The organism is Paenibacillus sp. J22P218, from assembly GCF_056269195.1.
Genome location: NZ_JBWDNL010000004.1, coordinates 13,166 through 38,884, shown reverse-complemented (window position 1 = coordinate 38,884; position 25,719 = coordinate 13,166). Strand labels below are relative to the sequence as shown.

Here is a 25,719-nt window from a genome sequence, read left to right as displayed (position 1 = left end):
GCAGCAGCGGCGCTGAGGGGTGCTGCGTCATGCTTTTCGTCCGTTTCTCCGGCAGGGAGTGTATGAGCGAGTGAGCAAACTATGGGGCGGTCGGTTTACGAAGAAGACAGACCAGTTGGTAGAGGAATATACAGCATCGATTATGTTCGACAAGGAGCTTGCCGAAGAAGACATTCAAGGCAGCTTGGCGCATGTAACGATGCTCGGCAAACAAGGCATCTTGCCTGCCGATGACGTGGAGAAAATCAAGGACGGCTTGCACCGCGTTCTTCAGCGCATTAAGCGCGACGATATTGAATTCTCCATTGGCGATGAAGACATTCATATGAATATCGAGAAAACGTTGATCGACGATGTTGGCACGGTAGGCGGCAAGCTGCATACCGGACGCAGCCGCAACGACCAAGTTGCAACGGACATGCATTTGTGGCTTCGCAAACGCGTAGTTGAATTCGTCGATATGCTGCATAAGCTGCAATCCGCGCTTATCGAGCAAGCGAAGGCGAATATCGATACAATCGTGCCGGGCTACACGCATTTGCAGCGGGCTCAGCCTATCTTGTTCGCGCATCATCTGATGGCATACGTGTCCATGTTCGGACGCGACATCGAGCGCCTGCAAGACAGCTACAAACGGATCAATGTGCTTCCTCTTGGAGCGGGCGCTTTGGCAGGCACGACGTTCCCGATCGACCGCCATTTCGTGGCGAGTCAATTGAAGTTCGATCGTGTGTACGAGAATAGTCTGGACGCGGTAAGCGACCGCGATTTCATTCTTGAGTTTCTGTCGGACGCCTCGATCATCATGATGCATTTGTCGCGCTTAAGCGAAGAGTTGATCCTGTGGTCGAGCACGGAGTTCCATTTCGTTGAACTGGATGACGCATTCTGCACAGGCAGCAGCATTATGCCGCAGAAGAAAAATCCGGACGTGCCGGAGCTTGTTCGCGGCAAAACTGGGCGCGTGTACGGCAATCTCGTTGGCTTGCTGACGGTGTTGAAGTCGCTTCCGCTTGCTTACAACAAGGATATGCAGGAAGACAAGGAAGGCATGTTCGATACCGTGAAGACGCTGCAAGGCGCGCTTCAATTGTTCGCGCCTATGATCGCGACGATGAAGGTCAACAAGGATCGGATGCGCCAAGCGGTCAATCAAGACTTCTCGAACGCAACCGACATCGCCGACTTCCTCGTCGGCAAGGGCTTGCCATTCCGCCAAGCGCATGAGGTCATCGGCAAGACGGTATTGTATTGCATCGAGCAAAACAAATACTTGCTCGACCTTACGCTTGATGAATTCAAGCAGTTCTCGCAATTGTTCGACGACCGCATCTACGCGGTGCTTCAACCGGAGCAAGTCGTCAATGCGCGCAATGTATACGGCGGCACAGCGAAGACGCAAGTCCAAGACGCAATCGGCCGCGCCGATGCCGCGCTTGCAGAGACGGCTGCATGGGTGACGGAGTACGTCGAGCGCAGCCGCTAAGCACTGACGTTATAGGAAGAAGAGGGAGCTCCCTCTTCTTTTTTTGTTTTCAATCCTTATTTTGCTAAAAACCTCGACTCATTTATCCGATAAATAATATAGATTTTTTTTATTTCTATATATAAATCATCCGGAGGAGAGGTTTCAAGAATGAAAAAGGCGTTAAGTTTATGGTTAAGTATTGCATTAATCGCAATTATGATTCCAGTATCAAGTGTAAATGCCGCCAAATATTTACCATATGTAACGGTTGGCGAATTAAGCGAAGGTTTGGCATGGTACTTGGAATACGATGAAAGCGCGGACGTCGAAAGCTTTGGATTTATCAATACAGCAGGCAAAGTAGTCGTCCCTGCCAAGTATGACTGGGTAATGAACTTCCACGACGGTTTGGCACCGGTTATGCTGAACGAGAAGTGGGGCATGATCGACAAGACCGGCAAGATCGTTATTCAGCCGAGCTACGACTCGATTGGCGAACAATTCGTCGATGGCCTGATGTTAGTCGCTAAAGGCGAGAAATGGGGCTTTATTAATAAAGCGGGCGAGCTCGTTATTGAGGCGAAGTACGAATCGGCATCCAGCTTCGGCAGCGGGATTGCGCCTGTAGTATTGGACGGCAAGCCGTTCTATATCGATACGACGGGCAAGCAAGTATTCGAAGCGAATTATGATACGATCTACAATTTCTTGGAAGGTTATGCGATCTACAACGAAGGCGACTATTGGGGTTATATCGACGCGACGGGCAAGGAGATAGTTGCACCGAAGTATGATTTGGCTTACCCGTTCCAAAATGGACTCGCTCCGGTTCTCAAGGGCGATCTGTGGGGCTTTATCGATACGACGGGCAAGGAGGTCATTAAGCCGCAATACGAGGATGTGTATTCGTTTAACGAAGGCTTGGCTGCCTTCATGAAAGACGGTCTGTGGGGCTTCATCGATAAGAGCGGCAAAGTGATTGTGAAACCGAAATATGACGAAGTATATTTTGAATTTAATGAGGGACTTGCTATTGTAGGCAGGTACGTCAACGATGAAGAAACGGCGAGAGGTTATATCGACGCTACAGGCAAAGAAGTTACGAAGTTTGCCGTTAACTTTATGGGCGGCAGCTTCGAGAATGGTTATGCCATTGTATCCGACGGCGACGACCAATCGTATTACTTCCTTAAGAGCCCGCTGCTTGCACCGGTTTCCGCGAAGCCAACGGCATCCAAAGTGATGGTGAACGGCAAGGCGGTATCGTTCGAAGCGTACAACATCGGCGGCAGCAATTACTTTAAGCTCCGCGATCTGGCTTTAGCGGTTAACGGTACGAACAAAAACTTCGAAGTAAGCTTTGACAAAGCCAAAAACGCGGTCAATCTGCTTGCGAACAAAGCCTATACGCCAGTGGGCGGCGAGCTAGCTGCTGGAACAGGCCAAGCCGTTAAGTCTGCTTCGCCTACCGCATCCACAATCTATGTTGACGGCGTGGAAGCACCGCTTAAAGCCTATAACATTGGCGGCAACAACTACTTCAAGCTAAGAGATATCGCTAAAGTGTTCAACATCGGCGTAACATGGGATGCTGCGACCAGCACGATCGGCATCGATACAAGTCTCGCTTACACTGAATAGAACAGTCGGCAAAGCCCCGCACAGCACAGCTGCGCGGGGTTTTTTCATGTCAAAAACATTTCTTATTGTGGTAATGACTACGCCGCCTCGTCCTAGATGCCGTCCTCCACGACCGAATCTTTCGGAGTGGGCGTAGGTGCAGGCGAGTTCTCGCCCTGCTGAGGTCCGCGCTCGATGATCGTCGGCTGCGCGCGATACGTATCATGCGAGACTTTCTCGCGGGACGTTTCTTTGCCGTCTTTATAGAGGATGCGGAACGTGTCAACGACATACCCTTGTTTGCCGTTGTCAACGACGACTTGCTTGCCGGAAGGCAGCGATGCGTTTACCGTCTCCACGATTTTTGGTGACAGGGTGTCCGTAGTAACCGATTGAACATCGTAACGAAGGCTTTCGTCCATTGTGCCGAACAGCTTGATCGTCACCGTACGATCCTTCACCTCTGTCCGAATGATGAGATGTTTACCTGTTGTGTTTTTGAAGCGGAAGTTGATGGCGCCGCCGGAGTATGTCGCATCCTGCCCAAGAGGTAGATACGCGACAGGAATCGAGTGATTGCGACGTTCTACGATTTCAAGTCCTGCTCGCAAAATCGCATTATACAGTGTGCTCGATACTTGGCAGATGCCTCCGCCGATACCGGGCACAAGCTTGCCGTTAAGAATGACGGGAGCTTCCCGATACGTATGCTCCTTCTCCGTTGCCGTTATGAGCTTATCGTAATCGAACACATCGCCGGGAGCGAGATGGGTGTCGTTCAACATTTCCGCCGTAATCGTTACATTATGGGCGCGTCCTTCCGCGCTCGTCTTGAAATCGGTCGAGAACTCGACGATTTTGCGATCAATGCCTTCCTCTTTCAATGACGCCAGCGTCACCTTCGGGTGAACCGCCGTAATGGGAAGCTCATCGGCGAATGTTCGTTCAATCGGCTTCTTCAGCTCCTGCTCATCAATCCATACCCACCCATTGACCTTCTCGGACAACGATTCAAGCTGGATTCGATAGGCGTCGACATGCGGCACATAAAGCACCTCGTCTTTATCGGTAATCGTACGGGAGGCATCCTTTGGTTCGTTTTTTTCGATCCAGCCCCATTGCTTCCGAACGGCGGAATCGAACGTATCACGCTCCCAGCTCTGCGATAGCGAATAGGACTTCGGAAAGCGGTAACGGTATTCCGCTCGGTCCCATATGCGTCCATCGCGCAGCTTAAGCAGCGCCTCTTTCACGCCTTTGAACTCCGCCTTGTATCCTAACTCGCTTACCGCCCATTGCTTGCTGTCGCCGGTCTCGGTATTCGCGTTTATCGTAATGGTCCGTTTTTGGAGGGACTGCTCGTAATCATCCAATAAGCCAAGCGCCTCATTAATCGTCATGCCGCCAATCGGAATGCCCCCCACGACAACGCCTTCGGGCACGGTATCCTGTGTAGCATAGTTCCACAGCAATGCCCATCCGACACCCGCCGCTGCAAGCAATATGACCAACGATATAACCAAGCCGAGATACAGTCGCTTCAAAGTGAACAACACCCTTCCCGAATTTGAAAAATAATGAATACTAACCCGTTTACCAACTATATGCATCAGCGGCGCCGTTCTTGTCTTGAGCGGGCTGAAAGCCTTATTGCAGCGCGTTAAACTCTCTTTTCGACATAGGACTCCATTATTAGAATTGTGAAAATATGAGGAAACAAAGCCCATTTTGAAGGATTTCGTGGCAACCTGTCGAATTACATAAAGCTGACTATTAACAGGATGTGATGAATGTGATTGAAATGCAGGACATTTGGAAGACGTATGCGGATGGCACTCATGCGCTTCGCGGCGTTTCCGTTCGAATAGATCGTAATGAATTTGTATACCTCGTAGGGCCTTCCGGCGCAGGCAAATCGACCTTTATGAAGTTGATTTACCGTGAGGAAGTGCCGACCAAAGGGCAAATATCGGTTAACGGCTTTAACATTGGCAAGCTTAAGCCTCGCAAGATTCCATACGTGAGACGCAACATCGGCGTTATTTTCCAGGATTTCAGATTGCTTCCGAAGCTTACCGTATTCGAAAATGTCGCTTTCGCCATGGAGGCGATCGAGGCGCCCCGCAGAGTCATTAAGAGACGCACGATGGAGGTGCTGGAGCTTGTCGGGCTTAAGCATAAGCACGCCTCCTTGCCGGCACAGCTATCAGGCGGCGAACAGCAGCGTGTCGCCATTGCCCGCGCAATCGTGAACAATCCGTCGGTTATTGTCGCGGACGAGCCGACAGGCAACCTGGATCCCGAGACGTCGCTGGGCATTATGAACCTGCTTGAAGAGATTAACTTCCGCGGATCGACAATCGTCATGGCTACGCATAACAAGGACATCGTCAACTCCATGCGCAAGCGCGTCATTGCCATCGAGAACGGCAACATCGTTCGCGATGAAGCGAGAGGAGAGTACGGCTATGAAGCTTAGTACGATTCTCCGGCATATGCGAGAAGGCGCGAAGAACATTATCCGCAACGGCTGGATGTCGTTCGCTTCGATGAGCTCCATGTTCATCTCGCTGTTTATACTAGGAGTTTTCCTGTTGCTTGCATTGAACGTGAACGCAATGGCGGATCAGATAGAAAGCCAGGTTCAAATTCGGGTCTACTTGCAATTGAACGTCGATCAAGCCAAGATGACAGAGCTGCAGAACAAGATCGGCAACATAACGGAAGTAAGCAAAGTGAAATTCGTGTCGAAGGCAGAAGGGCTTGATATATTGCGCGAAAGCCTTGGCAAGGAGAATGAAGATTTGATTGAGGGCTACGAGAATGAGAAGAACCCTCTGCCAGACTCCTTTACCGTCGAGGTCTACGATCCGCTATCGATCGAAACGGCGGTCGCGCAGATCGAATCCATCAACAAGGCGGACGAGTCGCTGCCGATTGCGAAGGTCAAGTACGGCCAAGGCACAGTCGAGAAGCTGTTCACTATAACGAACGTAGTTCGCAACATCGGCTTCGTAGTCGTTATCGGCCTAGGCATTACCGCGATGTTCCTCATCTCGAACACGATCAAGATGACGATTATCGCCAGACGCCGTGAGATTGGCATTATGAAGCTGGTAGGTGCGACGAACTCGTTCATCCGCTGGCCGTTCTTTATCGAAGGCGCCTTAATCGGCTTGATCAGTTCCGTATTGACTACGGCTGTCATCTGGGTTGCATACTCGCAATTTGTTAGCTTTACGGAGACGGATTTGGCTCTCATGATGATTAAGCTCGTCACGTTTAAGGAAGTGGCTGGAATGGTCGCGCTGCTGTTGATCGGACTAGGAACATTGTTAGGCATTTGGGGCAGCACCATTTCGGTACGAAAGTATTTGAAAGTGTAGGTGATGATGGTAATGAGGAGAATAGCTGGTGTTATTGTAGTAACGCTGCTTACCGTATTTATGTTGCACCCGGCAAGCGGAGAAGCGGCATCGCTTAGTCAGATCAAGAAACAGATCGAGGAAGCAAAGAAGGAAATGCGGGACGCTGAGAAACGCGCAGCAGAAGCGCAGAGGCAGGCAGCTAATGCTAATTCTCAGAAGTCGGACATTGAAGTGAAGAAGTCCGACGCGCAAGCCTCGATTCAGAATATACTTGCGGAGATCGACAATGTAACGGTTAACAAAATGAATACGCAGGCAGAGGTTGATGCGAAGGAGGAGGAGCTGCTGCAGACAGGCACTCAGCTGGAGCAAGCCGAGCAACGTGTCGTAGAGCGCGACGAACTGCTGCAATCGCGCATGCGTCTTATGTATACGAACGGATTCGTGTCGTATATGGACGTCTTGCTAAGCGCAACGAGCTTCACCGATTTCATCGATCGTTTCGATGCGCTGCAGTCGATCCTCAGTCAGGATCACGATATACTCGAAGAGCAGAAGCAAGAGAAGGAGCTTGTCGTTCAGAAGAAAGCCGAGGTCGAGAAGCAATTCGCCGAGGTTAAGGCCATGTATGATAAGCTGGAGAAGTACGAGAACGCGCTCATCGCCAAGGAGCATGAGAAGGAGCAATTGATTGCCAGCTACAACAGCAATCTCCAAGCGCTCGATTCGGAACTGGAGCAACTTGAGGATATTGGAGAAGAAGCAGAGAAAGAGCTGATGCAACTTGCGTCGAAGGTGTCCAAGCTGAATGCCGAGAAGAACCGGATTTCCAATCCGTATAGCGGCGGCAGACTCGGTATGCCGATCAAGGACAACTACCGGATTAGCTCGAACTTTGGCACGCGGACGCATCCAATCACAGGCAAGAAGCATACGCATACAGGTATCGACTTCGCTGCGCCGCAGGGCACGGATATTTATGCGGCGGAGGGCGGCGTCGTTATTATCTCGCAAACCTGGAGCAGCTACGGCGAGTGTATCGTAATCGACCACGGCAACGGCTTGTGGACGCTGTATGGTCATATTCGCAAAGGCGGCCGACTGGTCAGCAAGGGCGATACGGTCAAGAAAGGCGACAAGATTGCTGAAGTCGGAAGCACAGGCAACTCGACCGGACCGCATCTTCACTTCGAGGTGCGTAAGAATGAGGTTGCCGTCAACCCGGGCGGTTACTTGAAATAGTTCGATAGGCATTAGCGATAACTTATAGGTAGACAACCAAGAGGCAGCCATATGGCTGCCCTTGTTTTTAAACGATGCCTTGCAAATAATTGTAAGCCGCTTGTCATATACTAGGACGGTATTAGGAAGAGAGCCAAGCCTGCGACCAGGTTCGGCACAGGCAATACTGGGAAAATATGAAGGTGGTGTAGAAGGGTGCAATTCAAAGGACGCACAGTGTTCGCGTTCGTGATGCTGACGATGTTCGCTTCTGTGCTCGTAACGCTGACGATCGCGGACCAGCTTATTAATCCGAAGGTGGAAGCTGCGCTCACCGCTGCGTCGGCGGAAGGCGGTACAAGCCGCTACAGCTTGAAGGAAGATGAGCTAACGAAGCTGAATGCCGTGCTTGAGCTGATCGAGACGAAGTATTATGAGAAGGTCGATCGTCACGAACTGGTGGATGGTGCGGTAAGCGGCATGATGTCTTCGCTGGAGGATCCGTATTCCGTCTATATGGAGAAGGACGTAGCGCAGCATTTCTCCGAGTCGATCGAAGGCTCGTTTACCGGAATCGGTGCAGAAGTGACGATGGAGAACGGCAAGATTGTCGTTGTCGCGCCGATCAAAGGATCGCCAGCCGAACGTTCGGGCTTACTAGCCAAGGACGTGCTTATTTCTGTGAATGGCGAGAAGCTTGACGGTTTGAGCCTGCAGGATGCAGTTGCTAAGATTCGCGGTCCTAAAGGTACGAAGGCGAAGCTGCAAGTGCTTCGCAGCGGCTTTAATGAGCCGGTGCAGCTCGTACTGATTCGAGACGATATCGACGTCGAAACCGTCTATGCGAATTTGCGAACCGACGGTGTCGGAGTCATTGAGATACGGCAGTTCTCGCTTCATACGGCGGAGCGCTTCAAGGAAGAGCTCGCCAAGCTGGAGCAGCAGGGGATGAAGGGATTAGTTATCGATGTGCGCAACAATCCTGGCGGTATTCTCCCTGTTGTCGTTGACATTGCCGAGTCGTTCCTTGCCAAAGGTCAGACGGTCGTTCAAGTCGAGGACCGCAGCGGCGAACGCGAGAAGACGTTATCGGAAGGCCAAAGCAAGACATACCCGATCACCGTGCTCATGAACAAAGGCAGCGCAAGCGCATCGGAAATACTGGCCGGCGCACTCCAAGAGGGAGCTGGCGCGAAGCTGATCGGCGAGACGTCGTTTGGCAAAGGTACGGTGCAAGTCAGCTACAACAAAGCGCTTGGCGATGGCAGTCTCGTCAAGATGACGATTGCGAAGTGGCTGACGCCTAACGGCAACTGGATCCATGAGAAAGGCATTAAGCCGGATATTGAGGTACAGCCTCCGGATCTCTATACGGTAGCAAGATTAAGTATGTCCGAGACGCTGCAACAGGATATGCTCGGCGAGCAGGTCCGCAGCGTTCAAATTATGCTTCATGGCTTAGGCTACGAGCCGAAGCGCGAGGACGGATATTTCGGTCAGGAGACGACCGAGGCAGTCAAGCGATTCCAGTCGGAGCATAGCATGCCGGCAACAGGCAAGGTTGATGTGAAGACCGCAGAAGCGCTTGAACAAGCGGTAGTGAAGTGGATTCAAGATGAGAATAATGACGTTCAACTGCATGAAGCAATCAAGGTGTCAGGCAGGAAATAACTCATTGGCGTCGAATGAATAAGAGGTTGGCTCTATCGTGGAGCCGGCCTTTTATTTTTTTTGCGAAATCGCGTAAGCGGAGGAGTGTGGAGATTGGCAACGTTGATTGATTTGCTGGAAGCGTTCGGACAGGCAGCCATACAACTATTAGCGCAGCCTTTTTATTATATTTCGGTTTTATTTATTATTTTGCAATATACGAGACAGATCCGGATGGAAAGACAGCTGTTTGCGGTTAAGCTTCATAATTGGCCTGCGCTTGTGCTTCGGGCAATGGTGGCTGGCTTGGCGGTGGGGCTCGTCGTGTCGGCGGTCGGCGCCTTTATTGGAACGGCGTTAACGGGAGAAGCGGTGTTATGGCTTTGGGCAATAGCAGTCCTATTGATGCTCATACGTATTCGCTACTTGTGCTTCGCCTACAGCGCTGGTATTATCGCGTTGCTTCAGTGGGGGATTGGCTTCACAACGCTGGCTGAACGTTCCGACTGGGCCGGTTCGTTATCGGCTTCGCTTGCCGAGATTGATACAGCAGGATTGCTCGTAATCGTTGCTCTTCTCCATCTAGCAGAGGCCGCACTCGTCCGCTGGCAGGGAGACAAGCTATCCACTCCGCTGTTCGTGGAAGGGAAGCGGGGCAAGCTTGTTGGGGGTTATATGCTGCAAGGCTTCTGGCCTGTACCGCTGCTTATGATCGTCCCGGCCGCTGGTGGCGGAATGTCGCAGACGGCGCTGCCGTGGACGCCGCTCTTCGGCGCCGATTGGACGCAAGGATGGTCAGTCATAGCGCTGCCGATGGTGATCGGCTTCACGGAAATGACGCGCTCGCTGCTGCCTAAGCAGAAGGCGAAGCATGCGGCTAAAGGGCTGCTGCTGTACAGCGTTATCGTAGCCGCGGCCGCGCTTGCAGCTTGGCAACTGCCGATGTTGCTTCCGCTAGCAGCTGTTGTAACGTTGCTGCTGCATGAGGCGCTTGTATGGCGCAGCACCGCATCGGAAGCGCGGAGATCGCCGCTGTATGTGAATGATGCGCGCGGCTTGCGCATATTGGGGATTGTACCGGGCACGCCGGCTGCAACGATGGGGCTTCTGCCCGGTGAAGTGATTCATAAGGTGAACGGCATTCGGATCAAGAACAAGGAAGAGATGTATGAAGCGCTGCGGCATAATCCTGCGTTCTGCAAGCTCGAAGTATTGAACTTCGAAGGTGAGATCAAGTTTGCGCAGCGCGCGCGTTACGCGGGCGAGCATCATCAGCTTGGCGTCATCTTGGCGCCGGATGAGCAAGCCAATTATTATGCGGCTGCAGGTCCGGCATCGTTGCTCGAGCTTTTACGTTCGAGAACGGCCAATAAGCGCGGCGGCGAAGCGGCGGCAGCCAGCGAAATTCACGACGTTTAATAATAAGAGAAAACAAAAGCGGTTGAAAGGGAACACTTCCCTTCAACCGCTTTTTCTCAATTCGTTTTTCTATTGAATCGGAGCGCAACGCCGATTAGAACAAGAGATGCTCCAAGCGCCACGAAAGGCAGATTACTTGATTCGCCTGTCTTAGGCAACTGGTCTACATCAGGCGTCTGAGGCGTTCCCTCGAGCCCGCCCTGCGGTATTTCCTCTACATCGATTTCGAAAAATAGCTCTTCTTCCTCTCCATTCCCATTCGTAACGATGATCGAAAATTTATCTTTGCCGATAAAACCCGGATTCGGCGTATATACCCACTTGCCATCCGGCGATACGGTTACTTTGCCGTTCTCCGGCGGCTTGCCTGGTTTTGAATGGCCTTCCTTCGGAACATCGACCTTATCTTCGATCGGCTTCTCTTCCTTCGTTGTTTCTTTCTCGATTGGAGGAGTAGGCGACGGCTTAGTCGTTGGCGAAGGCGTTACGCTTGGCGCGGGAGTCGCGGACGGCGTAGGCTCTGGCGTCACAACCGGGGTTGGTTCAGGAGAAGCGACAGGCGTGGGGCTTGGCGTCGCTTCCGGCTCCGGCTCGGTTATGCGTTTTTGATTGGCAACCGTTAAGGCTTCGTTATCTTCGTTAATCGTGATCGGGTATTCGCCTTCACCATCGATTTTATAACCCGAAGGAGCTCTGTACTCCTTTAAAATATAATCGCCATAAGGGATGTTGACGAATACGGCTTTGCCTGCTGCATCGGTTGTAACCCGCTGCAGCTTCGTCGTCATCGTGCTGTCATAGAGATCAAAAACAGCGTTTGCCAGCAACTTATCGGCATTGTTGGCCGCGACTTTCGTAACAGTCAAGTCTCCGGTCAGCTTGGCGTTCGCAATCGTCATTTCCTGGACGCCTTTGGAATTGATCGTAACGGTATACTCGCCTGTGCTGACGATGGAATAGTCGGCTGGCGGAGTTACTTCCTTGAGCGTGTACTGACCGTATTTCAAGTTGTCGAATTGAACGATGCCATCATTGCCGCTGTACTCCGTGTCACCGACTTTCTGGTTGTTGGAAGCCCGGTATAGCTCGAATGCTGCGCCTGCGAGGGTAATCGAATTGTCGCTCGAATCCACCTTGATAATTTTCAAGCTGCCCTTATAAGCGCTGCCCGTACCGGATCCTCCCGACAGCTTCACTTCGACTTCGGACGGCTCTTCAATGGTTACGAGGTCAACGCCGTTGCCGCGAAACGCAACGCTGTTTGCCAAGCTGTCCCCGTCCTCCGCGTCGATAATCGTTTTGTATTCTAGAATGTACGGTTTCTTAATGACGGATTTGAAAGCGAGAACGAAGATACGATCGCCTTCGCCCGCATCCGGATCGGGATTCGCTTCAACGTTAACCTCATATAAGCTGGCATCGGTCGGTCCTGCCTTCGTTACATTGCCATCCTCGTCAACGGATGTGTCGTAAAGGACGAAGGAATCATCGACGATAACCTGCTTGCTGCTAGGCGTGTCGATGATGCTTGCGTTCTCTACCGTGGATTGGCCTCGGTTAATGTATACGGTCCAGTCGATCACGTTCGGATCGCTGTCGTTCTGATCGCCGCTCTTCGCTACATACTCGCCGGCTTTCGGGATTTGAACGGTTTCGGACAGCGTTTTCGGATCATAGCCGTCTGCTGTCAGAATGGCGTTGTTTACAATATTTTCATCGTCGATGAATTCGTCTTCAAGCTCCGTGCGGAATGTCAAATAATACGGGCTTGTTATATTGCCGAGTTCGATGATGAGGGTCTGGCCATCCGCATCGTCCTCAACGGCGAGCGTATAGAGATCAGGATCAACGATAGTGCCGTTCGTATTCGTTGATCCGTCGGCGGCTACGGTCATATGACGCACCTCAACGGAATTGGCAACATACTTTTGATTGGAGGTGAGCTTGTCCGTAACGACTGCATTGGGCAGCGTTTTGCTGTTATAGTTGAGACCGACTTCCCAGGCGATCTCTTTCGTATCGGCGTAATAGCGTCCGTTCTTGAAGCCGTTGTCGCGAGTCTCGGGATTGGGAATAGGATCAGATTTTGCAGTCTTGCTGAGCTCTGTTCCGAACTCCTCTTCTTTCCACTTCAGACCGCCTGTATTGGTATAGCTTGACTTGTTCGTGGCATACGAGCCGTCCGCATAATCGTATTTCGTCTTGTACGTGATCGTATGCGGCTGGTTGCCGTCTCCGAAGTCGATGGAGAAGCCTTGAACGGTATCGGTTGCCGTATTGTTTGGCTTATAATTCACGGTATAAGTGCTGTCGGCGACGGTTTCGCCGTCAATTCTCAAGCTGCTTGCGTCTAGCTGCTGTCCGTCGATCCCGAATGTGTCGTCGAACAGCAGATCGTAAAGCTCATAGCCGTTGCCGTTGATGCTGATCGACCATTCGATTGTTCTTGTCGCGTAATTGAAGCCGGAATTGCTCTTCGTGAAAAACTTTTGTACGATACCTCGTGAGCCGGAAGCCGAACCGCCATCGGTCGTTGCGTCGTTGTTAATGGTTTCGTTCTTATAGACGTTGGCAGTCGGCTCCGTTTGATATTCAATGATATAGGCGCCGTTAATTTCGTTGTCGAACGTAAGAATGAAACCGTTTTTGCCGGCGGCATTTTGGGCGGTTACGGTATAATCGTCTGCCGGCACGAGGCTGCCCTTCGCGCCTGTGTTAGGGTCTGGAACCTCGTATACGTTAATCGAGCCAGCTACCAGCTTATGTTTATCATCGAATAAATCGGTAACTGACGCTGGGTTTATCGTGTTTTCACCAAAATTATACTTGATTTGCCAATCGATGAGCTGAGTCGTCTCGCTATAGCCTGTAGACGATTTTTTCAAAATCTCGCCGCGCTTGTTGTCTATCTTTTTCGTAGCTGAAGTCGGGTTAATGTTATCGCCTGTAAAGTTTACGGTGTTCGTAAAGCTTGGCGTGTTTGTATGCGTGCTGTCTATGCTTGTGGAATAAGTGAGTCGATAAGCGGAAGCGATGTCTCCCAGCTCAATGACCAATTCGTTGTCCGGAGCCGCTGGCGGGGTCACGTTGTATTGCGTTGGATCAACGAGAACGGGATTCGATGCAACGCCGTCCGTATCGATATCGAGCTTCTCTAGCGTCAGCGTTCCGTCGTTCGCAAACGTAAGACCCGTAGGAATAACGTCGCTGATTTTCGCATTCGTTACCTTTTTGAGCGCTTTGTTGACATCGATGCTCCACGAAATAGTTTGCGCATTGATCGCTTTGTCGGTCGAGCCGTCCTTCGTCGTCGATTTGCTCACATTCGGTTTAATATGAATGATGACCTCGTCTCCGATGCTGAACTCTATCGGTAATTCGGTTTTGTTGTTGACGCTTGCTTTGGAGAAAAAAGTCCAGAAGCTTAACGATCCCTCGACGTCGCTGCCAACGATGTTTTCGTTGAAGGTCATCGTGACTTTGCCGTTCAGATCGACGTCGAATGTACCGACAGTTCCGCCGTCGCCGTCATCGAGGGGTTTATCATTAAGCGGTGTATAGACAACTAGTTCAGACGGCAGTTGAAACTCGTACGTGTCGCCGTCTTGGAAATCCTTTGAAGCATCCAGTTTATACGTGTATTCGACATTAAGTCTCTGTCCGAGCTCGACCTGAATGTCCTCGGATGCCTCGGATACGGCTTGGTCGATGGTCGCGATCACGTTCTGAGTCAGGACGTCGGACAACGTGATGCTCGTAATGATGTTATCTGCAATAGCTAAGGCGTTCGCTTGCTTCGTTATGCCTCCGACATTCGTGTATTGGAAAATAATGAAAAAGGCGACGAGCATCGCTGCGACTTTTTTCTTCATGGCTATTAACCTCCCATTGAGCTAAAAGTAAATTTTTTATTTGGGTTCTAGATAAAAGCTAGTTTTAACCTCCTTTTTCAATAGAATGCCTGTATGAAATAATGCACGGACCATCGAATTGTTGGCATATCATCAAGTTGTTGCGGTCTATTTATTTATACTGGCTTATTTTACCTTCAAATTATGAGTCTCTCATACTATATCGGCAGAAGTCAATAGGATATTAGACTTGCTGATCGAACGATATTTGCCAAATAAAGTCTGAACAGCCTGCCCTGTCATTGCAACGGAGGGCATTAGAAGCTATAATAAATAAGAACACATATTCTCATGCAGATGCGAAGCGATTGTTTGATGCCCTCATGCAAGGTGTCGGTCGTTTACGCTTGAAACGGATACAATTGCCTATACTGATAAATATAGAAATGGACTGCCGGAGGTGGAGATAAGGCGTGAATGAGATCGCGAAGAATACGAAGCTTTTCGAGTTGAAATCGGATTATACGCCGCAGGGCGATCAGCCGAAGGCGATCGCGGAACTGCTCGAAGGGATTGAAGCAGGCAAGCGGCACCAGACATTGCTTGGCGCGACGGGAACGGGAAAGACGTATACGATTGCCAATACGATCGCGCAGCTCAACCGGCCGACGCTCGTTATAGCCCATAACAAGACGTTGGCTGCGCAATTGTGCAGCGAGTTTAAGCAGTTTTTTCCCGATAATGCGGTCGAATATTTCGTAAGTTATTACGATTACTATCAACCGGAGGCCTATATACCTTCAACGGATACGTTTATTGAGAAGGATTCGAGCATCAACGATGAGATCGATAAGCTGCGCCACTCGGCTACGAGCGCCTTGTTCGAACGCCGGGACGTCATCATTGTAGCCAGTGTATCGTGTATATACGGCCTCGGTTCTCCATCGGAGTACAGCAGTCTTGTTCTGTCCCTCCGAGTGGGAATGGAGAAGCCGCGTGATGCGATTCTTCATAAGCTGGTCGATATTCAATACCAGCGGAACGATATTAGCTTTACGCGCGGAACGTTCCGTGTGAGAGGCGATATCGTTGAAATATTCCCTGTTGCCAATAATGAGAGGGCCATTCGAGTGGAACTGTTCGGCGACGAGATTGAACGGATCTCGGAGATTGACGTCCTCACGGGAGAGATTGTAGGCGAGCGTGAGCATATCTCGATCTTCCCGGCTTCTCACTTTGTTACACATGAAGATACAATGAAACTGGCGATTGTTAATATTGAACGTGAGCTAGAAGAGCGGTTAGCCGAGCTGCGCGAGGCAGGCAAGCTGCTGGAAGCCCAGCGGCTGGAGCAGAGAACGCGTTACGACCTTGAGATGATGGCGGAGATGGGGTTCTGCTCCGGTATCGAGAACTATTCCGGTCCGTTAACGTTCCGGGAGCGTGGGTCAACGCCTTACACGCTACTGGACTTCTTCCCGGACGATATGCTCGTCGTTATTGATGAGTCGCATGTATCGTTGCCTCAGATTCGAGCCATGTTCAATGGCGATAGAGCGAGGAAAGAAATGCTCGTGAATCACGGTTTCCGTTTGCCGTCGGCGATGGATAATCGACCGCTGCGCTTCGAGGAGTTCGAGCAGAAGACGAAGCAGCTCATCTATGTATCTGCGACGCCGGGACCGTACGAACTTGAGCATTGCGAGACGATGACGGAGCAGATCATTCGTCCGACCGGGCTTGTCGATCCGATTATCGATATTCGCCCAACGAAAGGCCAGATAGACGTTCTGTTAACGGAGATCAGAGACCGGATTGCCAAGGACGAACGCGTTCTTGTTACGACATTGACGAAGAAGATGTCGGAGGATCTGACCGATTACTTGAAAGAGGTCGGAATCAAAGTCCGTTATCTCCATTCGGATATAAAGACATTAGAGCGTTTGGCTATATTGCGTGACTTGCGGCTTGGTGTATTCCATGTGCTTGTAGGCATTAACTTGCTTCGGGAAGGTCTTGATCTTCCGGAGGTGTCGCTTGTCACAATTCTCGACGCCGACAAGGAAGGTTTCTTGCGTTCCGACCGTGCGCTTATTCAGACGATAGGACGTGCGGCAAGGAATAGCGAGGGACGCGTCATTATGTTTGCCGACAAAATAACGGATTCGATGGACCGCGCGATAAAGGAAACGGAACGTCGCCGTGAGATCCAGCTTGCATTCAATGAAAAGCATGGCGTTACGCCGCAGACGATACGCAAGAAGGTGCACGACGTGATCGAAGCGACGAAGGTCGCCGAACAGAAGGCCGATTACTTGACCGGCGTTGGCGCGGAGAAGCTGACGAAGAAGGAACGCCAGGCGTTGCTGCAGAAGCTGGAGGCAGAGATGAAGGAAGCTGCGAAGAGCTTGCAGTTTGAGCGTGCAGCCGAGCTTCGCGATGCGTTGCTAGAGCTTCGGGCAGAATTGGAATAAGTAGGGGGAGAAACGATTGGCAAGCGACAAAATAGTAATTAAGGGAGCTCGTGCCCATAATCTCAAAGGAATTGACGTCACGATCCCGCGCGATAAATTTGTTGTTCTAACCGGGCTTAGCGGCTCGGGTAAATCATCCTTGGCGTTCGATACGATTTATGCTGAAGGGCAGCGTCGTTATGTAGAGTCTTTGTCCGCCTATGCGCGCCAGTTTCTCGGCCAAATGGAGAAGCCGGACGTTGATTCCATCGAGGGGCTGTCGCCGGCGATATCGATTGACCAGAAGACGACGAGCCGCAATCCGCGCTCGACCGTCGGTACGGTTACCGAAATATACGATTATTTGCGTCTGTTGTTCGCGCGGATCGGCAAGCCTCATTGCCCGGAGCATGGCATAGAAATTGCCTCCCAGACTGTCGAGCAGATGGTCGACAGAATCATGGAATATCCCGAGAGAACGAAGCTTCAGATTCTTGCTCCGATTATTTCGGGGCGCAAGGGCGAGCATACGAAATTGCTGGCCGACATTCAGAAGCAAGGCTTCGTGCGTGTTCGTATTAATGGCGAGCTTCGTGAGCTTAGCGAGAAAATCGAGCTCGAGAAGAACAAGAAGCATAGTATTGAAGTTGTTGTCGACCGTATCGTCGTTAAGTCGGACGTCCACAGCCGCTTGGCGGATTCGTTGGAAACAGCTTTGAAGCTGTCTGAGGGCCGCGTCCTGGTCGATATTATCGATCAGGAGGAGCTGTTGTTCAGCTCGAATCTGGCATGCCCGGAATGCGGATTCAGCATCGAGGAGCTTGCTCCGCGTATGTTCTCGTTCAACAGTCCCTTCGGCGCATGTCCGGAATGCGACGGTCTTGGAGCGAAGATGATCGTGGATCCCGACCTGCTAGCCCCGGATGGCAGCAAGTCGATTCGAGAAGGAGCATTCCTTGCTTGGGCAGGAAGCACGTCGAACTACTATCCGCAATTCCTGAGCGCGGTTTGCGAGCATTACCATATTCCGCAGGATGTGCCTGTCGAACAGCTGACGCCGGAGCAACTGAAGAAGCTGTTATACGGAACGGGCGGCGAGAAAGTTCGCTTCTTATACGAGAATGACTTCGGCCATCGGAAGGAAGCTTATGTACCGTTCGAGGGCATCGTCAACAATCTCGAACGGCGGTATCGCGACACCGCGTCGGATATGATGAGAGAACATATCGAAGGTTACATGAGCGCTAAGCCTTGCGGAAGCTGCAAGGGTCAACGTCTGCGCAAGGAAAGCTTGGCTGTTACGGTCGGTTCGCAGAACATTGCGTATGTGACGTCGCTGTCGATTGGCGAAGCAAACCGTTATTTCGATGGCCTATCGCTGTCAGAGAAAGAGATGACGATTGCCAATCTGATCTTGAAGGAAATTAACAGCAGGCTGGGCTTCCTCGTTAACGTAGGACTCGAATATTTGTCGCTTAGCCGTGCAGCAGGCACGTTGTCAGGCGGCGAAGCGCAGCGGATTAGGCTTGCCACGCAGATCGGATCTAGCCTTATGGGCGTCCTCTATATATTGGACGAGCCGAGTATCGGCTTGCATCAGCGCGATAACGACCGCTTGATTCAGACGCTCGAGCATATGCGCAATCTTGGCAATACATTGATCGTCGTCGAACATGACGAGGACACGATGCTGGCTGCGGACTACATCATCGATATTGGACCGGGCGCCGGCATTCATGGCGGCAACGTTATTGCGCAAGGTACGCCGCAGGAAGTCATGGAGGACGAGAACTCGCTTACGGGTCAATACTTGAGTGGACGCAAGTTCATACAAGTGCCTGCAGAGCGTCGTCCAACGAACGATAAGTGGCTTGAGGTTCGCGGAGCAAAGGAGAACAACCTCCGCAATGTGAATGTGAAGATTCCGCTTGGCGTATTCTCCGCGGTAACGGGTGTATCGGGATCAGGCAAGTCGACCTTCGTCAACGAAATCTTGTATAAGACGCTTGCGCGCGACTTGAACAAAGCGAAGGTTCGCCCCGGACAATACAAGGAAATGCGCGGGCTGGAGCATTTGGAGAAGGTCATCGATATTGACCAATCGCCAATCGGGCGTACGCCACGCTCCAATCCGGCGACGTATACAGGCGTTTTCGATGATATTCGCGATTTGTACGCAAGCACGAACGAGGCTAAGGTGCGCGGCTATAAGAAAGGCCGCTTCAGCTTCAACGTGAAGGGCGGCAGATGTGAGGCTTGCAGAGGCGACGGCATCATCAAGATCGAGATGCACTTCCTGCCGGACGTGTATGTGCCGTGCGAGATTTGCAAAGGCAAGCGTTACAACCGCGAAACGCTTGAAGTGAAGTACAAGGGCAAGAACATTGCTGAAGTGCTGGAGATGACCATCGAAGACGGCTGCATCTTCTTCGAGAACATTCCGCGTATCCACCGCAAAGTACAGACGCTTCTCGATGTAGGCCTCGGATATATGAAGCTTGGCCAGCCGGCGACAACGCTGTCGGGCGGCGAAGCGCAGCGTGTGAAGCTCGCTGCCGAGTTGTATCGCCGGAGTACGGGCAAGACGCTCTATATTCTTGATGAGCCGACAACGGGTCTTCATGTGGATGATATCGATAGACTGTTGACCGTCCTTCACAGACTCGTTGATTCCGGTGAATCGGTACTCGTTATCGAACATAATCTTGACGTTATCAAGACAGCCGACTATTTGATTGATCTCGGCCCAGAGGGCGGCAATGGCGGCGGTACGATCGTAGCGACAGGCACGCCGGAGCAGGTCGTCAAAGTCGAACAGTCGTATACGGGTAAATACTTGAAGCCGATCATGGAACGTGACCGCGAGCGTACGATCGCTCTTCATGAGCGGCTAGAGAATGCCGTCGGCGCTGCAGCAGAGTGATTTTATGGGTGCGCAACGTTCCAAAGCCAACCCAGAAGTGAATTGCTGCATCCCTGTCAAAGATGTAAAGCGTGCGGCTAGCTGGTATGTAAAGTACATGGGCTGCGAGTATGGCGATATAGTCACGGATGGGCTCGCTCAGTTGAAGCTGACAGGCGGACCTGACATTACCCTTATTGGCGTCGATGAGTGCTTCCAGCTGAAGCAGGACGGAAACGTCATTCCGATGATGAACTTCTTGTGTGAAGATGTGCAAGAACTTCATGAATACTTTGAGCAAAGCGGTATTCGTGTCGGTGCAATAGTTGATCATGGACGTTCCGGTAAGAGCTTTAAGTTGCTTGATCCTGACGGAAACCATTTGATAGTATGGCAGAATGAATAGCCGTGAGTTAGAGTGTTCTACATTGTCTGATGCTGTTAAACATTCAGGTTGTAAATAAACAAAAACAGAACCGTTTCGTGATTCGGAGCTTGCGCTTTGGCGAAGCGGTTTTGTTTCTTATTTAAGGATGAGCACAATTTCTGTATGCAGCAGGTTATAGATAATGGCAGAGATGGACACTTTATAGGTGCAGAGATCATAGAAAAATCGTGACAAACTTGTTACGAATCGCGTTTCAGGCTTGCATCAACGGCCACTTGAAGCTAACATAGAGTAATATTAGGCTACGTGCGAATAAAAGGAGGTCCCCTCATGTTTTTCTTGGCAGCAGAAGAAGCGGCAAAAGAAGCCAGCAAAATTAATACGTTCGACTGGTTCATGCTTGCATTCACCGTTATTATCCTCATCGGGTTTATTCGCTTGCTGAATACACGCCCGAAGAAAAACTATTTTGCAATCGGCTTTACCTTTGTGTCGCTTGCCTTATTCCTGGTAATCGACTACATAATGATTGTGAAAGTCTGGTTCGCCTAACAGGCCATCAGCACATGTGAGATCGAGGTTGCCAGGTAAGCGTTAACGCTTACCGGACAACCTCTTTTTTTTATCTGCAAGAAAAAACAAAAAGAGGCGCACAAGGACCATACGATCCTGTGCGCCTCTTCTATTTTAAAGCGTCTAACGGATTAAACCCACCACATCTCGCCAAGCGGCTCGCGGATCAGTACTTGCTGCAGATTTTGGACAGCTTTCGTGAAACCTTCGTCAACCGACATCAAACCGTCCTCGTGCTCGATGCTTACGACATAGTCGTAGCCAACAAGGCGGAGGGCGCTAATAATATCAGCCCATGTTTTCAGGTCATGACCGAAGCCGACCGTACGGAACTGCCATGCGCGATCAAGCATGAGGGAGTAAGATTGCATGTCCGTTACGCCGTGGTGATTGACGTTAATCGGATCGATCGTCGTATCCTTCGCGTGGAAGTGGTGAATGGCGCCTGCGCGTCCAAGAATATGAACGGCTTGAACCGGATCAATACCTTGCCACCACATGTGGCTCGGGTCAAGGTTAGCTCCAATCGCGTTGCCTGCCGCTTCACGAAGACGAAGCAGAGTGGACGGGCTATGTACGGAGAAGCCGCCGTGCAGCTCAAGACCGATTTTGATACCGGCATCTGTTGCCAGATTGCCGATCTCCGACCAAAATGGAATAACTTTCGCTTCCCATTGCCATTTAAGAATATCTTGATAATCGTTCGGCCAAGGAGCTACCGGCCAGTTCGGATATTTAGCATCCTCATGGTCGCCAGGGCAGCCGGAGAACGTATTAACGACAGATACTTCAAGACGGTTGGCAAGCTCAATCGTTTTGCGGATCACTTCATCATGCTCAGTCGAAATCGCCTTTTGCGGGTGAAGCGGATTCGCGTGGCAGCTCAGTGCGCTGATCATGAGTCCGCGCGATTCTACCGCTTGTTTATACGCTTTCAATTTGCCGCTGTCAGCCAGCAGACCGTCAAGATCGCAATGCGCGTTGCCTGGGTAGCCGCCGGTTCCGATTTCGATCGCTTGAAGTCCTTTGGAAGCGATATAATCGAGCGCCTCTTCAAACGACTTCTGTGCAAACAGTACGCTGAATACACCTAATTTCATTTGGAAAATAACCTCCTGAATCCATCGAATGGATTGTATTCTAAGTCACGTTCATTATATCACTTCTAGCCGGACAACACATATGCCCAATCGTTTTTGACAAAATCGCATAATAACAAAGCAAAGGAGAGGAGTTATGGCAACTAGGTCGGTAGTCTTATTTTTTATTGTAAGATTATAGTAAACATGGTACATTTAAATTTGATTACTTATTTTCCCAAGCGGTAATAGATTTAGAGATTGCTAGTTTCAAAATTGAATGCAGGAAGTAGAGGGGTGAAAGTATGAATCGCAGAATGCTGCGTATTTGCAGCCTGATTGTACTTGGGGCGCTAGTCGCAGCAGGAACAGTATGGGCAACGGGAAACGGCGCTTCATCGTCGATTGCGTTGAACGCCAAAACGATTAACGGAGAAATATATGTCAAGGCAAGCTCGTTGACGAGTCAACTCGGCGGTACGGGAAATTACGATGCCAAGACAGGTGTTTATTCCTACACGCCCGCGGCTGACGTATCATCGGTCATTAAGAAAGTATCCCCTTCGGTTGTCGCTATTATCGGCAAACCGAATGATATTGGAAACGCGGATCCCCGTTATGCGTTGGCGCATGGAACGGGCGTCATTATCCGTGCCGATGGCTGGATCGTAACGAACGCGCATGTCGTGGACGATATGACTAATCTCGTCGTTGTAACGGCAGACGGAAAGCAATTCGATGCGGTGCGTACGCACTATGACGAATCAAGCGATCTGGCGCTTGTGAAGATCAAAGCAACGAAGCTTCCGATTGCCAAGCTTGCGCCTTCGCCATTGAAAGTAACAATTGGCGAACCGGTAATTGCGATCGGAACGCCTGTCGATTTCTCCCTGCGCAACACAGCGACAAGCGGCATTCTTAGCGGCATGAATCGGAGCATATCGTCGGCGTACAATTTGTTGCAGACGGACGCAGCGATTAATCCCGGAAACAGCGGCGGACCGCTCGTTAACATGAAGGGCGAAATTATCGGCATCAATTCGCTGAAGTTTGTGGAATTAGGTATCGAGAGCCTTGGTTTCTCCATTCCTGCGGATACCGTTACTTATGTTACGAATCATTTCTTCAAATACGGTTACGTCAATCGCGCTTCACTGGGCCTGCAACTGGAGGAAAGCTGGTCGGCGATTATCGGCATCCCGAGCTCCGATCCGCTTACAGTCAAGACGGTTGATTCGGAATCGGCGAAAAAAGCGGGCATTCAGAGCGGTCAATTGCTTTATAAGGTAGCAGGCAAGCAAGTATCTACTATTGTAGAGATCAACGAGCTATTGAAGACGTACTTACCGGGGCAGCAGGTTGAAGTCATGCTGCAAGAAGACGGCGATCTGGTGACGAAGAAGATCACGCTTGTAAAAGGCTAAACAGCCTCATCTGCTTTTTTTTCCGTCGTACAAATTCACGATTAGAAGGAGCAATAATAACAATGAATCATCTCTTGACGAAAAAAATGGTCGCCTTGCTTATGGCCGTGCTACTCGTAATCGCGCTGCTTCCTGCAGCAGCCTTTGCAGCGGAAACGGCAAGCAGCGTAGAAGTAAAGCTGACGCCGGGCAAAGAAACCGTAAGCATTAACGGTAAAGCAACCGTTGTACAGGCTCCTTATGTGGCAAGCGGTACGACAATGGTGCCGCTTAAAATTATTACAAACGCCTTTGGCGCAGCGCTTAAGCTGGAGAACGGCAATGGCATTACTCTGACTTACAACGATCGCAAGGTTGAGCTTACGTTCGGAAGCAAGACGGTGAAGGTAAACGGCGTTTCGAAAACCGTCGCCGTAGCGCCTGTCGTTATTAAAGGCTCGACGATGGTGCCGCTTCGCGTAATCGTCGAAGCTTTTGGCGCGAAGATCAGTATCGACAAGAAGACGAGCGAAGTGACGATCAAGGGCGTACGCGCACAATCCACGGGCGGCGGAAGCACGACCATTGATTCCGATTACGGCAAGACGAAGGTCGGCGACAGCTACCAAGGCTGGTCGTTGAATTATCCGGCAGCGCTCGTGCAAGTCGAACAGAGTGACAGCGGAGATTATGTTAGATGGGCGGATGCGAAGGAAGACGCTCAGGTTATTATTATGACAGAACCTATGGAAAATGAATTGTCATCCAGCGAGCAGCGCGAGGAGCTTTTTCTTTATTTCGATACGGATGAGTACTCGCTGGACGAAAGAACCGTTAAAGTCGGCAACTACAGCTTCGAGAAAATCGTAGCCCGCACGAAGGACAGCAAAATGTTCTATGAGTATCGCGGCATCCAGCAAGGCGAGAAGTTCTATATTATTATCGTCGGTGTGAAAGCAACGGACAAATCGGCTCTGAATGGTTATCAAGCATTGCTTGACAGCTTCAAGCCGTCATTTGAGAAAAACGATAAAGCGTTAAAGGACATTACGAAAGTGAAGGACGGCTTCATTAGCTATGCGGATGAGGACTACGGCTTCGCTGTTAAACTGCCTGCAAGCTGGTACAAGGATAACGAAAGCGATGAGCCTTACTACTTCAGCAAGGACGACGATCTGGAGTTCTCATTCACTTCTCTGGAAGAGGGAGACACGCTTGAGAAATGGGCAGCGCGCAACGAAAGCACGTTGAAAGCCGACTTTGTGAACGGCTATCTTCGCAATGTGTCGTCCGCGCCTATCAAGCTTCAAGATGGCAACGCAATCGTGCTTAACTATGAATTAACGTTTAACCAAAAGGATTGGTACGCTTATAAAGAAGTAATGTTCGTATCCGGCAGCTACAAATATGTGATCACTTATGGCTATGAAGCAAGCACGGCCTTAAGCAGCTCCCTGTCGTTCAATCAAATCATTGGCAGTATCGATATTGATACGGCGTTCATCGACAACAATTTCGGTTACAAGCAAGACACATCCACTTCGGCTGATAATCGCGATGGAAGAGTAACCAAACGTAGCTCTGCATATGGCTATTCCATTGAGCTTCCAACGTTCTGGTATGGCTACTCGAAGGATTTCAACGCTGAAGAAGTAATGTACAACTATCAAGGCGGATTCATGAATATTTTGTATCTGGATGATATCCAAGCCAGCGATTACCCGCAAGCGGTTCAGCAGTATGCGAATTCCGCAGACGGAATAAAAGCGGAAGCGAAAGTTTTGGAAAGCACAAACGTAACGATCAACGGCAAATCTGCCTATAAGATCGCGCTTCATACCAAAGTAGACATTTTGGAGCTTGGCAGAACGGAGTATGCCTATGTCTTCGATACAGTTGGCGGAGTGGTACTATTCGTCTTCTCCATTAACGATGCTAACGCGACAGAATCCAATTTGAAGCGGATGGAAGAAACGGTGCAGTCGATTCGTTTCAACTAAATTAGCGGCATCGAAAAGATCGGTTCCCGGAAACGGAAACCGGTCTATTTTTTATCATCTGCGAATTAGGTGAATTTGGTCGAAGCTTGAAGCTGTGAAAAACGACAAGGTATTGATGCTTGATTATAATTTTATTCTTGCGGAGCGATCCGGTGGCGGTATCGAAGCAGTTGGATCTGTTAACCGAAGTTCACGAATTCATTCGTGAACTTTTTCTTATATGCGGCCGATCTTGGCAATGCCATATATGTACGGTGGATTACTTGCGGTCGGTTTGATAAGATAATAGCAGCAGTTTCAAAGAATGCGAGGGATTGAACGTTA

16 protein-coding genes are annotated in these 25,719 nt (G+C 50.5%); 13 read left to right on the top strand and 3 right to left on the bottom strand.

The features are described 5' to 3' along the window. Positions 1-70 precede the first annotated feature (70 nt). Together argH and AC0YN0_RS18330 are read left to right on the top strand one after the other, a co-directional pair. Positions 71-1,486, top strand: coding sequence for an argininosuccinate lyase (argH, locus tag AC0YN0_RS18335; RefSeq protein ID WP_337104011.1), 1,416 nt, complete (start codon positions 71-73; stop codon positions 1,484-1,486). Between the two features lie 150 nt (positions 1,487-1,636). Next, a complete protein-coding gene (locus AC0YN0_RS18330) occupies positions 1,637-3,109 on the top strand; it encodes a WG repeat-containing protein (RefSeq protein WP_475822554.1) in 1,473 nt (490 codons plus the stop codon). A gap of 92 nt (positions 3,110-3,201) precedes the next feature. On the opposite strand, the gene AC0YN0_RS18325 is transcribed toward AC0YN0_RS18330, so the two are convergent. Beyond that, a complete protein-coding gene (locus tag AC0YN0_RS18325) occupies positions 3,202-4,632 on the bottom strand; it encodes a VanW family protein (protein ID WP_475822553.1) in 1,431 nt (476 codons plus the stop codon). A 248-nt stretch (positions 4,633-4,880) separates the two neighbouring features. Here AC0YN0_RS18325 and ftsE point away from each other — a divergent pair, with 248 nt between their 5' ends. The 5 genes from ftsE (at position 4,881) to AC0YN0_RS18300 (ending at position 10,746) form a co-directional block, all read left to right on the top strand. Further along, entirely contained in the window at positions 4,881-5,567 is a 687-nt protein-coding gene (ftsE, locus tag AC0YN0_RS18320; RefSeq protein ID WP_337104008.1) for a cell division ATP-binding protein FtsE, read from the top strand. After that, a complete protein-coding gene (gene ftsX / locus AC0YN0_RS18315; protein ID WP_475822552.1) occupies positions 5,557-6,474 on the top strand; it encodes a permease-like cell division protein FtsX in 918 nt (305 codons plus the stop codon). Before ftsE ends, ftsX begins: the two co-directional genes overlap by 11 nt. 12 nt (positions 6,475-6,486) lie before the next feature. Further along, complete coding sequence (locus AC0YN0_RS18310; RefSeq protein ID WP_475822551.1) at positions 6,487-7,698, top strand: murein hydrolase activator EnvC family protein; 1,212 nt, start codon at positions 6,487-6,489, stop codon at positions 7,696-7,698. A gap of 195 nt (positions 7,699-7,893) precedes the next feature. Beyond that, positions 7,894-9,348, top strand: a complete 1,455-nt coding sequence (locus tag AC0YN0_RS18305) for a S41 family peptidase (RefSeq protein ID WP_475822550.1) — start codon at positions 7,894-7,896, stop codon at positions 9,346-9,348. Positions 9,349-9,441: 93 nt separating this feature from the next. Then, positions 9,442-10,746 (top strand): PDZ domain-containing protein, encoded by a 1,305-nt coding sequence (locus tag AC0YN0_RS18300; RefSeq protein ID WP_475822549.1) that lies wholly within the window; start codon positions 9,442-9,444, stop codon positions 10,744-10,746. 56 nt (positions 10,747-10,802) lie between these two features. Here AC0YN0_RS18300 and AC0YN0_RS18295 read toward each other — a convergent pair whose 3' ends face one another. After that, the gene (locus AC0YN0_RS18295; RefSeq protein ID WP_475822548.1) at positions 10,803-14,618 is read right to left on the bottom strand and encodes a collagen binding domain-containing protein; all 3,816 of its coding nucleotides are present in this window, start codon (positions 14,616-14,618) and stop codon (positions 10,803-10,805) included. A gap of 452 nt (positions 14,619-15,070) precedes the next feature. On the opposite strand from AC0YN0_RS18295, the gene uvrB reads away from it, so the two are divergent. The 4 genes from uvrB (at position 15,071) to AC0YN0_RS18275 (ending at position 20,892) form a co-directional block, all read left to right on the top strand. Next, entirely contained in the window at positions 15,071-17,071 is a 2,001-nt protein-coding gene (uvrB, locus tag AC0YN0_RS18290) for an excinuclease ABC subunit UvrB (RefSeq protein WP_475822546.1), read from the top strand. Between the two features lie 16 nt (positions 17,072-17,087). Next, positions 17,088-19,973, top strand: coding sequence for an excinuclease ABC subunit UvrA (uvrA, locus tag AC0YN0_RS18285; RefSeq protein WP_475822545.1), 2,886 nt, complete (start codon positions 17,088-17,090; stop codon positions 19,971-19,973). Between the two features lie 4 nt (positions 19,974-19,977). Further along, positions 19,978-20,358, top strand: coding sequence for a VOC family protein (locus tag AC0YN0_RS18280; protein ID WP_475822544.1), 381 nt, complete (start codon positions 19,978-19,980; stop codon positions 20,356-20,358). A 312-nt stretch (positions 20,359-20,670) separates the two neighbouring features. Next, positions 20,671-20,892 (top strand): hypothetical protein, encoded by a 222-nt coding sequence (locus AC0YN0_RS18275; protein WP_337103999.1) that lies wholly within the window; start codon positions 20,671-20,673, stop codon positions 20,890-20,892. A 152-nt stretch (positions 20,893-21,044) separates the two neighbouring features. Here the strand turns inward: AC0YN0_RS18275 and AC0YN0_RS18270 are convergent, their stop codons facing one another. Further along, complete coding sequence (locus AC0YN0_RS18270; protein ID WP_475822543.1) at positions 21,045-22,013, bottom strand: sugar phosphate isomerase/epimerase family protein; 969 nt, start codon at positions 22,011-22,013, stop codon at positions 21,045-21,047. A 284-nt stretch (positions 22,014-22,297) separates the two neighbouring features. Between AC0YN0_RS18270 and AC0YN0_RS18265 the strand changes: the two genes are divergently transcribed. Both AC0YN0_RS18265 and AC0YN0_RS18260 read left to right on the top strand, forming a co-directional pair. Then, on the top strand, positions 22,298-23,416 hold the full coding sequence (locus tag AC0YN0_RS18265; protein WP_475822542.1) for a S1C family serine protease: 1,119 nt from the start codon (positions 22,298-22,300) through the stop codon (positions 23,414-23,416). Positions 23,417-23,478: 62 nt separating this feature from the next. Next, a complete protein-coding gene (locus AC0YN0_RS18260) occupies positions 23,479-25,395 on the top strand; it encodes a stalk domain-containing protein (RefSeq protein ID WP_475822541.1) in 1,917 nt (638 codons plus the stop codon). Positions 25,396-25,719: the final 324 nt, after the last annotated feature.